The organism is Dyadobacter sp. HNCC25DJ183 (assembly GCF_056895175.1).
Genome location: NZ_JBXHAP010000003.1, coordinates 608250 through 620541 on the forward strand (window position 1 = coordinate 608250; position 12292 = coordinate 620541).

Here is a 12292-nt window from a genome sequence, read left to right on the forward strand (position 1 = left end):
CAGAATTGCTGGAACGACTTTTTTAATAGGGGCGACATCAACATTAAAACCACAACCGAAATGGCAACTAAAAAAAGTGCATCAAAAGCAACCAAGCAGATCACCGAAGCAGATGGTGAAAAATTGAAAGAATTGTTCGTAGATGGTTTGAAAGATATCTACTGGGCTGAGAAGAACCTTGCGAAAGCTTTGGTGAAAATGGCGAAAAATGCGACCTCAGACGAGTTAAAATCTGCATTTGAACTCCACACTACACAGACTGAAGAGCAGATCAAGACTGTTGAGCAGGTATTTGAAATTATCGGCGAAAAAGCACAGGCTAAAAAATGTGCTGCAATGGAAGGCTTGATCGAGGAAGCGAACGAGATCATTGAAAGCACAGACAAAGGCACAATGGTACGTGACTGCGGTTTAATCATGGCTGCGCAAAAAGTAGAACACTACGAAATCGCATCTTATGGCACACTTCGTAACATCGCGAGAACGCTGGGTTATGAAGATGCAGCAACACTTCTTCAGCAAACATTGGATCAGGAAGGTGAAACCGACCATATCCTAACCGGACTGGCAGAAGGCTATGTGAACGAACAGGCTTCTGTTGAGCAATAACATCGCCGAAAAGCGAAAAAGGGGAAAGCCGGCCATTTGGCCGGCTTTCCCCTTTTATACCCCTATTAAGAAATCAGTACCCCGGATTTTGTGGGGCAAGATTGGGATTAACCTGCAATTCCACACGTGGGATCGGCATTAAATAGTCGCGCGCCGCATTAAAGTTTGCGTGTGGTTCGAGGGAGTTTGCACCTTTGAATACCACATCACCCAGTTTTCTGCGCTGGATATCGTACCATCTTTTGTACTCAAACGCGAGCTCAATGCGGCGTTCTTCCAGCACCAGATCAATAAAAGCCTGCTTGGTAAGTCCTGGTGCCACATCTGCCGGGAAGGTAGTCGGCTTACCGGCCCAGTTCCTCGCCCTGGCGCGTACCTCGTTTACATAGCCGATCGCCTCGGCAGTAGGTCCATTCACCTCGGCTGCCGCTTCCGCCGCAATCAGCAGTATTTCTGCGTAGCGCATTGCCGCATAGTTGTGGTCGGAATCGCGGCCTTCTGCATTGGAAGTACCTGCAAAACGCGCATATTTCGCGATATGCGGCCTTTTTGTATTTGGAAACTGGGTATAAGGCGCCAATTTACCACCGATGAGCAGCGAATCGTCAAAGCTAACTTCCTTCCGGTAGTCGCGCGCGTCCCAGGTATCGAACACTTTCTGGGAAGGTACGATTACACTCCACCCACTTCTTGGGGCATCGCCTCCACGTACTCCCGTCATTGGGGCCATAATATCATCATTCGCCCCACCATCGCCGGACTGCAATCCCAGAAAATCAATGGCAAAAATGTGCTCTTTCAAATTATTTGCCTGCGGCGCACGAAAAAGTGTCTGGAAATCTGCTTCCAGTCCGTAGCCGAATTTGTCTTTATTATCAATCACCCATTTAGCCTCCGCATACGCTTTGGCATAATCCTGCAAGGTAAGATGTACCGCCGCAAGGTAGGAAGCGGCAGTTCCCTTGGAGGGGCGGCTCCGCACATTCGACGGCTGCTGATCGGGCAGGTTTTGTTTGGCAAACTCAAGATCAGCCAGGATACCTGCATACACGGTCGCTGCCGGTGTGCGCGTCAGCTGCTTTACGGCTGCGGGATTGGTGATAAAAAAGTCGATGTAAGGAACATCGCCAAACACGCGAACCAGGTGAAAGTACGAGAATGCGCGTACAAACCGGGCCTCTGCGATCAGTGGGTTGATCTCATTATCAGGCAATCCCAACTGCTGGGCACCTGCAATCGCCGCATTGGTTGCGCTGATCACCTGGTACCAATATGGCCAGAACTGGTTGACCATGTTGTTGTTATCATCCATGTTGAAATCATTTACCTGCTGTCTTTCAGCGGGTGTGCCTCGGTCGCCGATATCGCACATATCGTCACGCAAGGAGAGCGCAGATACGAACTGCCGGCCATAAAGCCGCTCGGAGGCGATCCAGCCGTAAGCGCCGGATATCGCCGTTTCCACGTCTTTCGGAGTTTTGAACAATGCTTCCGGTGCGAGTAGCCCAACCGGCTTTTCGGCCAGATCGGCGCAGCCCAGCAGCATCACGGGAAGTGCAAGGGTGGCCAGTTTTTTAATATATATTTTCATAAAATGCATTTTAAAAGTTGGCACATGAACTATAAACCGATGTTCAGACCTACTGTGTAGGATTTTGCATTAGGGTAGCTGGCGTAGTCAAGACCCAGGTTCCTGTTCCCGTCGGTATCGCCTTCTGACGAATAGTTAACCTCCGGATCGTAACCTTTGTACTTGGTAAACGTGAGAATGTTCTGCGCGCTGACGTAGAACCTCAGCTTGCTGATCCTCAGTTTTTCCAATACCGGCTTCGGAAGATTGTAACCTAACGCCAGGTTTTTCAGACGTACAAAACTGCCGTCGTACACCCAGCGCGTAGAAACCCGACGCGTGCGGCCCGCCATTGCTTTGGGTACATTGGTGTTTGTATTTTCTGGTGTCCACCGGTTCAATGCTTCGGTAGTGGCATTGTTGATCCCCGACAGCAGGTTCAGCTCCATTAATGTGTAGCTCAGCAGATCGTTGCCCTGCGAAGCCTGGAAGAACACGTTCATGTCAAATCCTTTCCAGCTGAAATCGTTGTTGAGGCCCCAGGTAAATTTAGGGTGCGGATTTCCGATGATCGTGCGGTCGTCGCTGTTGAGCATACCGTCCGCCTCGCCGGTGAGCTTACCATTCGCATCTTTTTTGCCGTCAATATCCCTGAATTTCTCGCCGCCAGCTGCTACTTCAAAGCCGCCTCCGGGAATGAAATTGTCGTTTTGCTGATAAACGCCGTCATAAAGCCAGCCATAGAAACTACCCACCGGCTGACCCTCACGCAGGATCTGCGTTTGACCCAGACCTACCATGTGGCCAGGCGCAGAGTTGTAGAAAATGTCCGTTCCATTCGGCAGTTTGAGCACTTTGTTGCGGTTCAGCGAGAAGTTAAGATCTGTGCTCCATTTGAAATTGCCGATCAGGTTACGTGAATTGAAGGTTATTTCAAAACCTTTGTTTTCAACCGAACCGATGTTCTGCAACTGGTTGGTGTAACCTGAGTATTGCGGAAGCGGCACGCTGAACAGCAGGTCGCTGGTAACGCGACGGTAATAATCGAGCACGACATTAATCCGGTTATTAAACAGGCTCACATCAGTTCCGATGTCAAACTGCTTGGTTGTTTCCCAGGTCAGATCGTCGTTGGCAACAGTAGTGGGGCGAACCGCATTCACGGCCACGCCATTGATTACTGTGTACACATTTGAGAAGCGCGCCATTGTCTGGTATGGCGTAATGGCCTGGTTTCCTGTCAATCCGTAGCTCACGCGCCATTTCCACTGGCTGATCGCCGGCATGTTTTGCATGAATGGCTCACTTGACATTTTCCACGCGAATGCGCCGGACGGGAACATTGCCCATTTGTTGTTTTTGCTAAAATTCGAGGAACCATCGCGGCGAATGTTGGCCGTGAAAAGATACCTGTCGGCAAGCGAGTAGGTGATCCGTCCATAGAGCGAAGCAAGCTGCCACTCAACCAATTCTGAGGTCGGGCTCTGCCACACGGACGATCCGCCCAGGTTCCAGAATGAAACTGCGTCGGTGATGAAAGACTGCCCGGTGCCGCCCCAACGTTCGCTGGAAGAGGTTTGATAAGAGTAACCCGCCATGACCGACAGATCGTGGTTAGTACCGATCTTCTTGTTGTAAAGCAGGTAATTCTCGTTTAGCAGCAATGTGCTTTTGGTACCCGTGACACTCGCGCGCCCGCCTATGTTGCGGCCGTCGTTCAATGTACTTGGCAGGTAAGTCCCGGCGCGGCCGCTGTTGGTAGTTGCGCCCATGGTAACCCGCAGTTTAAGATCATCCAGGATGCTGTATTCTGCATAAAGGTTTCCCTGGATGCGATCGGTAAGTGACTGGTTTTCCAGCTGCGTCGCGATTGCGTAGGGATTGTCGATCGGGTCATTTAATCTCGCTACCGTAAATCTTCCGTTTGCGCCGCGAATAGGCTGGTCGGGCTCAAACTTGAATGCGGATGCCACAACGCCCGGCGTAAGGCCGGAAGATCCTTCCTGTGTTTTGGACTGATCGCGGGAAACACGCTGCGCAAAGAGATTCAAACCCAGTTTCAATCTTTTTGCAGCTTGTATATCAATGTTGCTGGTCACCGAAAAGCGGTTGTAGCCCGAATTGATGATGATCCCTTTATGATCGTAAAGTGCTCCCGACACATAGTATTTCACATTATCCCCGCCTCCGGCAATGGAAAGCTGGTAATTCTGAATACCGCCTTTTCTGAAAATCTGGTCTTGCCAATCCGTATCTGCTCCTTGTGAAACCACGTTGGGCCGCGCTTCCTGTACATAGCTCAGGAACTGGGACGCATTGAGCAGGTCGAGGCGGTTGATTTCAGTTTGAGAAGAAAAGGAGGTGTTGAAATCAATTTTCGGCTTGCCCGACATACCTTTTTTGGTAGTGACCATAATTACCCCATTGGCACCACGGGAACCGTAAATGGCTGTTGCAGAAGCGTCTTTAAGTACTTCAATGGATTCGATATCCTCCGGAGGCGGCAATGCGCCACCTACAAATCCATCGACCACATAGATAGGATCGCTGCTCGCATTAATGGAGCTGCTTCCCCTCACACGTACCTTGAAGGTTGAACCCGGCTCGCCATTGTTGGCCTGGATCTGAACACCAGCCGCGCGGCCCTGTAAGGCCTGCACAGTTCCCAGGGCAGGGTAGGCGGTGATTTCTTCTGCTTTGACAGACGATACCGAGCCGGTCACATCGCTTTTCTTGACCGTTCCGTAACCTACTACCACGATCTCTTCCAGCGATTTGTTATCTGTTTTCAGGCTCACATTGATCTGTGTCTGGCTGCCCACAACAGCTTCATGCGAGGTATACCCCACAAAGCTGAACACCAGCGTGGCACTGCCGTCGGGTACCTGAATGGTGTAGTTTCCGTCAGCATCCGAGGAGGTTCCCGTTTGCGTTCCTTTCACCAGAATGTTCACACCGGGAAGCGGCTCTGCATTTTGCGCGTCGGTCACTTTTCCTTTGATCGTGATTTCAGCTGCACCGGGTTGTCGCGGCATTTCAATGCTGGTAGTACTTGCCTCGCCGGTTTTATCATTCGGTTTTACGACAATGTTCTTTCCTTTAACTTCATACACAAGCCCCTGGGGCGTGAGAATGCCGCTAAGTACCTCCGAAAGCGGCTTTGCTTCTGCCGAGAAGGAGATCTTGCGAGTGGATTGTATCAGTTTCGAGCTGAATACGAAACGTACGTCAGCCTGTTTTTCGATCTTCTTCAACACCCGGCCCATTTCTTCCGAATTAACGGAAACAGAGATTTTCCTGCCGAGTAATTCCTGAGCACCGGAGGGACCGGCATTGGCCCGGCTGAAAAAGCACATGGCCAGGCATATTTGTAACAGGCTGATCCGCAGCAGCAACAGACAATGCGGCGATAGTACTATTTTGTTCATACTTTCTGAATTGATTAAGTGTTTAGCGTTTTCTTTTACATTTCCCCGCAACCTTTTCCATCAACGACGATCCGCCCGTCGATCACCTCGTAGCTGGCGCGGACTGCATTGCAAACCAGGTCGAGTTGTTCATAGAGGGACAAGTCGGTCAGCGTGGCTGTTACCGGGCAATGTTTCATTGTTTTTTCATCGAAAATGATTTCTATACCATAGGCTTTTTGCAGGGTTTTAAAGATGTCAGAAACAGGGGAATCATTGAAATTGAAGTCAATAGCTTCGTCAGGCGGGATAATGAGTTCGGGATCGGGGACAATGGTCTTTGTCAATTTTACGGTTTCATGCGCCAGTACAATCTGCTGGTTCGGCTCGATCACCACGGCTCCCCGCTCGCTGAGCTCGTCGCTGGTAAGCGGACTTTTCTCTCTGGCAAATACGGCGACGCGGCCGGTTTTTACAGACACACTTGCATTGCTTTCATTGTCAAAAGACCGGACGTGAAAGCTGGTACCCAGCACTTTGGTAACCAGACTTCCGGCAAAAACATAGAACGGGCGGCCAGGCTGCCGGGCAACTTCGAAGAATGCGCCGCCACTCAGGTGTACTGTCCTTTTTGTTGATGAAAAATGATCGGGGTAACTCAGCTTGCTGTCGGGTGAGAGATAAACCACGCTGCCGTCTGATAGCTTGACGCGCAAAATAGCCTTCCCTGTGTTCGCCACTATACGCATGTCTTTTGTCACCAGTAAATCTCCATTCACCCCGCTGTCCCGGTGTTTGGCAAAAAACCAGACGAAGCCAATAGTAAGCAGGCAAATGCAGGCAGCCCGGAACCAGAATGTGGGCGGAAACCATACCTGTCTTTGGTTGGGAGCGGGCTGGGGATATTCATCAAAATGGTTGAGAATGGACCCGATGGCGTGGTTTCTTTCTGCTTCCGGCAGCGGAGCAGGAGTGGGGCCCACTGCTTTCACCAGCTCACGCGCCCTATCGACCGTCGCTGCTTTGTCCGGATTTTGGGCCAGCCAGCTTTCCCATTGCGCGTCGTCCTGAGCACTGGGATGCAGTACCCACCGTCGGAATGCATCATCCCACAGAAAATCTTCTGCCGAGAAATTTTGATAATCTTTCATGTCCGGATTTGACCTTTCAAATACCATTAGACATTGCTACCGGGCTGATACTGCATTAATCCGACATTTTTCCGGATTATTTTAAAGAAGGTCTATTGGAACAACAATGAAAGGAGAAACGGAATGGCAGTTTTCCATTGCTCGCGGATCCATTTGAATGCAGTTTGAAGCAGATTGGAAACAGACTGGGGCCGGATGTGCATGATTTCGGCGATCTCGTCCCGGTCGAGTTCCTGGAAAAACCGCAGGTATACTACCTCTTTTTGCCTGGCGGGGAGGGCGTTCATCAGCGAGGTAATTTGCTGCGCCACGTGCCTGTTTTCTTCGGAAATGATAAAGTAATGCTCGGAGCTGAATTCGATTTCAAATTCGTTTTCATGCTCTTCGCCTGTGGGGAGCAGCCAATTGCTGCGGTGGCCGAGGCGGTGGAGACGCCGACGCAGGGAGGCGAGGAGATAGGGCTTTGGGGGAATATCACCATTGAGTGTCGCCCTTTTTTCAAGAACTTCCAGGAACACATCCTGGATCGCATCTTTGACAAGTTCCTGGTCGCGGCTGAATTTCTGACCGTACTGGTACATCAGGTCGTAAGTCGCTTCGAGCAGCTTCCGGAACGAAGCCCGATCACCGGCCAATGCAGCTTTCCAGTACTGCGTGACCTCGTTCTCAGAAAGTGAACCGACGTTGAACGTTTTCATCCGAAGCTTTGATTGGAACCGCCGGGTATGCTGCGGTTCCAATCAAAAGACGGCGGGCTTTGGAAAGTACCCGTAATTCCTGCGTAAGTTTTATTGCTTGCCGATAATATCTTCCCACCGATAGTAATGGAAAACCTTTCCTTCGGACATGACGACGAATAAACCTTTGGTGAAAGTCGCATTCAATGCCGTGCTGGTCACTTCGGAACCGTCGCTCTGGTGGGCTGCTACCTTCACAATCCTGAGCGGCGCATGCAGGTGCGGGTTTTCCTTTGAACCCTCGCGGCTGAAAATATGGAACTTGTCGGCACCCTGGTCGGATACCAGCAGATAGCCCGTTTTGTCTCCCGTTTTGTAGATCGAGATACCTTCATTATCCTCTGCAAAGCCGGTATTCGGGATCAATGCAAGCTCGGTGCTGCTGCTGTCGGGGTGGGCGTAGTATTTGCGCACACCTACCTGCTCGTCGGAATAGTAGAGGTAGCCCAGCTCGTTGTCCACTGCAATGGATTCTATTTCCTTCTTGCCACTGTATTTGCCGAATTTCCGCACAAGCTTGCCGGTTACATTCCCTTTTACGTCGCCAGATAACTGGTATTGCCAGAGGTAACCTTCTGCCGGGCCCGACTTCCTGCTCACGATCGCGAAAATCGCCTTGTCTTCTGGTCGGGTATACAACGTTATCCCCATTGGATCGCGCTCGATTTCTCCCGCAAATACTTCAATGCCTCCGTTATCGATCGGTTTCAGGTCAGGCAGACTGAATACACGGATTTTATTGGCCTTCCGCTCGGTTAGTACCGCAATGTCGGTCGGTTTACCATTGATGTTCATTCCGTAAGCGACGTCGACATTATTAGGTCTTTGCAGATTTCTGACAACCTTATCGGCGACTGTTTTTCCATTCAGGTCAAACACATACAGCGCGCCGTCTTCGTTTTTGTCCGTGCCCAAAACGAGGCTTTTTGCCGGGTCGGCGGGATTGATCCAGATCGCCGGATCGTCGGTATCGTGTTTGACGGAATCGGTAATTACCACCGGTTGTATCGCATTGGCAGTATCAATCTGAACTTTGCCGGTTGCTCCGGTTTGCTCATTGGGCTTGCTGCCGCATGCAGCGAGGACGATTATTGAAGTAAGGTATATGGGATAAAATGCGATTTTCATGAAGGTGTTTTAATGCGTTACTATCTGGTTAAGTCAAATTTCAGTCCCATGTTGAAGCGCGGGCGGTAGTACTCTGCCTGCACCGTGCGGGAAGAAATGCTCTGGTAGTAACGCAGTGGCTGGTTGGTCAGGTTGTTCGCTTCTGCAAATACACGCAGGTTTTTGGTGATCTTGTAAGCTGCGTTGGCATCGAGGAAAAACTGTTTGTCGTAGTAAATGTCATCGAACTCATTGCCGCCGAGTGCATCAAGGTAAGCAGCGGTATAGTTGGCCGACAAACGTGCCGAAAACTTCCTGTTTTCCCATGAAAGCGATGCATTGAACATGTGCGGGGCAGTTCCGGGCAGTGTAACGCCGGTTCTCACGTCACCATCTTCATTGTACACGCCATTTGCAAAGGATTTGGTGTAAGTATAGTTGGCGTAAATCCCGAAATACTTCCAAAAGCCTGGGAGGAAGTCGAGCTGCCGCTGAAATGCAGCTTCAATCCCGAACACATTCACGCTTTCACCATTTCTTGACTGGTAAAAATCCCAGGTTTCCCCATCGCCGACCGGGTTAACTTCGCCGGGAAAATCTGCGGCGAAACTGGCTGTGGTATATTGCTGGTTCCGGTAGGTGTAAATGAAATTTTTGAGGTTTTTGTAAAAAGCACCTGCGGAAAATAGGCCCACAGACCTGAAATAGTTCTCAGCCATGAAATCAAAATTCCAGGAGTAAGTCGCTTTCAGGTTCGGGTTACCGGCAGTAATCTCGCGGTCGCCGGGAATGATGCTGATGTAGGGAGCAAGTGCGTAATAATTCGGCCTCGCCAGTGCAGTTGTTGCCGCTGCGCGGAGGATCAGGTCTTCTGTCGCTTTCAGTTTGAATGATACCGAAGGCATTACATTCAGATAATCATTTTTTACAGAACGTGTACCTGTAAGTTCCTCTTCGTCGGTGATCAGGTTACCTGTGTAGTTGATCGAAGTATTTTCAAGGCGTGCTCCGAGGATCATGGAAAGCTTGTCTGTAAAGTCCTGGTCCCAGCGCAGGTAACCTGCTACGATGTTTTCCTTTGCATTGTAATTGGCGCCCAAAAACTCACTTGGAACAGCCTCCTGCTCAAACTCGCCGGTATTGCCGAGATTCAGGTTACCGAGGTAGCTCTTGCTTGTAAATATTCCCGGTACCAGGTGCGAGCCAGCCTGGAAGTTGTTGCTGGGCCAGTTTACAGTACCTGTGCTGCCCAGATCAGCGATCATATCTTCGTTGACAGGCGAGTATTCGTAAAACACATTGTCGCGATCTTTGTTCTTGATGCGCATTCTACCGCCTACCTTCAAACGGCCTTTCTGATCCGCGATGACGGAGAATGGAAACCTGAAATTCACTTTTGCCCCCAATTCCGATTCTTTTGTGAAATCGTGGTTTTCAGATATCTCATTCAGTCCAAGTGAGGTCTGGTCCAGATCAGGGGCGGTAAAAAGAGGCGCGCGGCTGTCGCCGTTGAAAGTCAACGCATTGCCGCCTTCACGGAAATTGACATACCGCTCGTTCGGGCGGTCTTCGCTGGCCGTAGAGTAGCTTACGCTCCAATCCATATCCACTTTCGGGCCCAGTAAGTGCTCGCCTTTGAGCGAATAGTTTTGCACGCGCTGGTCTTCCAGGCGGGTACCTTTGTTGTGGCTGTTTTCAATTCCGCCTTTTGTTTGCCTGCCCACACGGCCCTCGTAGCCGGTAATGTTGTTGGCTTCATCGTAGATCGGCTCAATGTCGTCGATGTTGAGCCTGTACCGGTTCTCGCGGTCATACCGCCAGTTGTACATCGCATTGGCGGTAATGGTATGGTTTTGACTCAGTTTGAAATCGAAAGAAGCTGAGAGGCTGCGGCGGATCCGCTGCACATCATATTTGCGGATCTGACTTTCATTGATGTACACATTGCCAAAATCGTCTTTGGTCCACGACGCTTCCACGTCGTCAGATCCATAGTTATTGTTGTTGTAAGAGCCGCTCAACACCATTCCGATCGCATTTTTGGCAAAACGATTGGCATAAACAAAACCGCCTGTATACAATGCTTTGCCGCGGATCGGGTTGTAGCCGCCCGACAAAGTTGCTGAAATACGCTGTCCATTGGGCGCTGCGCGGGTCACCAGGTTTACGGAGCCTCCGATCGCATCTGCGTCCAGATCGGGCGTAAGTGTCTTGTTTACCTCAATTGTAGAGATCATATCGGACGGGATCAGGTCCATTTGCACACGCCGGTTATCACCCTCGGCAGACGGAATGCGGTCGCCGTTCATGGTGACCGAGTTCAACTCCGGAGCCAGTCCGCGCACGATGATGTTACGCGCCTCCCCCTGGTCATTTTGCATGGTAATACCCGGCACGCGCTTCAATGCATCGCCGATATTGGCATCCGGAAAGCGGCCTACCTGATCAGAGGAGATGATATTGGTTATATTTTCATTGTTACGCTGCTGGTTCAATGCCTTGGCCTGACCTTTCAGCCGGTCCCCGAGCACTACTACCTCATTCATATCCAGTCCGCCTTCCTGCATGATCAGCTCGGTGTTTGTTATGAGCCCATTCTCAACGGCGATCTCCTGCCTTGAAGTGCGGTATCCCATATAGGTAGCTTCGAGCTGGTAAGTGCCAGGCTGTACATTCAGGAACTCGAATCTTCCACGCACATCGGAAATGGTGTACTGGTTTCCCGGCGTGATCCGCAGCGTTGCGCCGGGGAGGGAGAGCTTTTGTCCGTCCATGATAGTCCCGGTAATCAGGCCCTTCTGAGCTACTGCAACGTTTTGTAGCGCGAAAATGAAAGCAATAAGGAAGGTGAGTTTTGTAAAATTAAATACAGGCATAATTCCTCGTTTGATTGATCCGCAAAGATCCGAGGGCAATGTTTCGGCTGCATTACTATAATGTTGCCAAATTGTTACCTGTGTGCGCTGCTGTTATCTGTTCAGGAACCGGTAGAGGTAAGGAGCCTTGTTGGCTGCCCCGGTGAATTTTTTGTCCAGCCGTTCCAGCACATTAAGATCGAGTATTTTCTTCTGGAAATTGTTTCTTGCAAATGGCCGGTCGAAGATAGCTTCGTATAATTCCTGTACTTCTTTCATTGTAAATGTTTCGGGCAACAGGTTGAATGCGATCAGTTTGCGGTCGAGGTTTTCGCGCAATGTTTCCAGCGCGGTGGCAATCATTTCATTGTGGTCAAGGATCAATACCGGCAGGTCCTTGATCGGATACCAGTCAATGGATTGGTCGAGCTCGTTCTGTTTAGGAACCAGCTTGTTCATATCCACCAGCGCATAGTAGCCGATTGTGACGAAGCGCCGTGTGATCCATTCGTATTCCTTCCGGTTGTTGATCCCTTCCCCGAGCTTATCCGGGTTCAATGCGATCAATTTTTCAAGGAAGCTGAGATTTGTCCGCGCAGCTTTGCCGAAGACCCTGAACTGGTCGAGATAAACGTCGGCCAGGCCTGTCCGGTCCTGCAATATCCGGCTCGCTGCTGCGTCGACATCCTCGTCATTATAGACAAACCCGCTTGGCAAAGCCCAGAAATCACCATTGAAGTTCAGCTTGGGTACTAGTACATGCAGTTGTCTGTCGCGGTAGCCGAAAATGACACAGTCAATGGACAGTTGCGCTATGTAACCTTGTTCACTGGGATAATGTAAATTCTGACTCATG

General features: G+C 50.4%; 8 protein-coding genes. 1 reads left to right on the plus strand and 7 read right to left on the minus strand.

All coding sequences use genetic code 11. The features are described 5' to 3' along the window. Window positions 1-60: 60 nt before the first annotated feature. Window positions 61-609: a YciE/YciF ferroxidase family protein gene (locus AC1XTG_RS10065; RefSeq protein ID WP_484841877.1), complete on the plus strand. Its 549-nt coding sequence runs from the start codon at window positions 61-63 to the stop codon at window positions 607-609. A gap of 73 nt (window positions 610-682) precedes the next feature. Here the strand turns inward: AC1XTG_RS10065 and AC1XTG_RS10070 are convergent, their stop codons facing one another. The 7 genes from AC1XTG_RS10070 to AC1XTG_RS10100 form a co-directional block, all read right to left on the minus strand. Then, complete coding sequence (locus tag AC1XTG_RS10070) at window positions 683-2200, minus strand: RagB/SusD family nutrient uptake outer membrane protein (protein WP_056288887.1); 1518 nt, start codon at window positions 2198-2200, stop codon at window positions 683-685. A gap of 29 nt (window positions 2201-2229) precedes the next feature. Continuing rightward, window positions 2230-5607 carry a TonB-dependent receptor gene (locus AC1XTG_RS10075; protein WP_484841878.1) on the minus strand — a complete coding sequence of 1126 codons (3378 nt, stop codon included), beginning with the start codon at window positions 5605-5607 and terminating at the stop codon, window positions 2230-2232. 35 nt (window positions 5608-5642) lie between these two features. Then, entirely contained in the window at window positions 5643-6737 is a 1095-nt protein-coding gene (locus tag AC1XTG_RS10080) for a FecR family protein (RefSeq protein ID WP_484841879.1), read from the minus strand. 92 nt (window positions 6738-6829) lie between these two features. Next, on the minus strand, window positions 6830-7435 hold the full coding sequence (locus tag AC1XTG_RS10085; protein ID WP_056290462.1) for an RNA polymerase sigma factor: 606 nt from the start codon (window positions 7433-7435) through the stop codon (window positions 6830-6832). A gap of 90 nt (window positions 7436-7525) precedes the next feature. Then, a complete protein-coding gene (locus tag AC1XTG_RS10090; RefSeq protein ID WP_484841880.1) occupies window positions 7526-8602 on the minus strand; it encodes a phytase in 1077 nt (358 codons plus the stop codon). Window positions 8603-8622: 20 nt separating this feature from the next. Continuing rightward, on the minus strand, window positions 8623-11457 hold the full coding sequence (locus tag AC1XTG_RS10095; RefSeq protein ID WP_484841881.1) for a TonB-dependent receptor: 2835 nt from the start codon (window positions 11455-11457) through the stop codon (window positions 8623-8625). Window positions 11458-11550: 93 nt separating this feature from the next. Continuing rightward, window positions 11551-12291: an NUDIX hydrolase gene (locus AC1XTG_RS10100; RefSeq protein ID WP_484841882.1), complete on the minus strand. Its 741-nt coding sequence runs from the start codon at window positions 12289-12291 to the stop codon at window positions 11551-11553. Window position 12292 lies beyond the last annotated feature (1 nt).

Excerpts from the sequence above, each read along its gene's own strand:
- AC1XTG_RS10090 (WP_484841880.1), bottom strand. The coding sequence starts at position 8,602 with ATGAAAATCGCATTTTATCCCATATACCTTACTTCAATAATCGTCCTC.
- AC1XTG_RS10080 (WP_484841879.1), bottom strand. The coding sequence starts at position 6,737 with ATGAAAGATTATCAAAATTTCTCGGCAGAAGATTTTCTGTGGGATGAT.
- AC1XTG_RS10085 (WP_056290462.1), bottom strand. The coding sequence starts at position 7,435 with ATGAAAACGTTCAACGTCGGTTCACTTTCTGAGAACGAGGTCACGCAG.
- AC1XTG_RS10070 (WP_056288887.1), bottom strand. The coding sequence starts at position 2,200 with ATGAAAATATATATTAAAAAACTGGCCACCCTTGCACTTCCCGTGATG.
- AC1XTG_RS10100 (WP_484841882.1), bottom strand. The coding sequence starts at position 12,291 with ATGAGTCAGAATTTACATTATCCCAGTGAACAAGGTTACATAGCGCAA.
- AC1XTG_RS10075 (WP_484841878.1), bottom strand. The coding sequence starts at position 5,607 with ATGAACAAAATAGTACTATCGCCGCATTGTCTGTTGCTGCTGCGGATC.
- AC1XTG_RS10065 (WP_484841877.1), top strand. The coding sequence starts at position 61 with ATGGCAACTAAAAAAAGTGCATCAAAAGCAACCAAGCAGATCACCGAA.
- AC1XTG_RS10095 (WP_484841881.1), bottom strand. The coding sequence starts at position 11,457 with ATGCCTGTATTTAATTTTACAAAACTCACCTTCCTTATTGCTTTCATT.